Origin of the sequence: Amphibacillus indicireducens, assembly GCF_039539605.1 — a bacterium.
Lineage (GTDB): Bacteria > Bacillota > Bacilli > Bacillales > Amphibacillaceae > Amphibacillus > Amphibacillus indicireducens.
The window spans coordinates 5,234-5,688 of the sequence record NZ_BAABDL010000082.1; the positions used below are offsets into that span (position 1 = coordinate 5,234).

1 protein-coding gene is annotated in these 455 nt (G+C 38.9%); it reads right to left on the bottom strand.

The window, feature by feature from the left end; translation table 11 throughout:
* Positions 1 to 455 (bottom strand): transposase (locus ABD814_RS07695; RefSeq protein WP_344911916.1); only part of this gene is annotated, 455 nt, incomplete at both ends.

Here is a 455-nt window from a genome sequence, read left to right on the forward strand (position 1 = left end):
CGTATAACGGGCTGTATTGATTACTTTACCTGCTATTTTAATCAGCTTAATTCTAACAGTTGCTATGGTGCTTTTATTCATGCTTTTAGGTAAGCAAAGTCGGCGAAACCAATTCGCAAAATTGTAGGCGAGCAAGGCAATTTGTAGCTTTGTCGCATTTGTGTAAAAGTCAGGACTGCTTAACTGGTCGAGCGCAAAGCCGTTTTTCCCTTCTTTAATGAAATTTTCCATCGTCCCACGGTTTTGATAAAATTTGACGATGTTTTTAGGGCGATAGCTTAAGTTCGTGACGATGAAGGAATAACGAAATAAAAGTTCACCTTCTGGTCTTTCTAATTTGACAATCACGCGTCTTGACTTGTTCCAGCTTGCTGCTTTGTAACTGATTTCTTTGTAAAATACATAAGGCGCACCATTATTGAGATTGAGTCGCTCGCTGATTTGATTTTCAATCG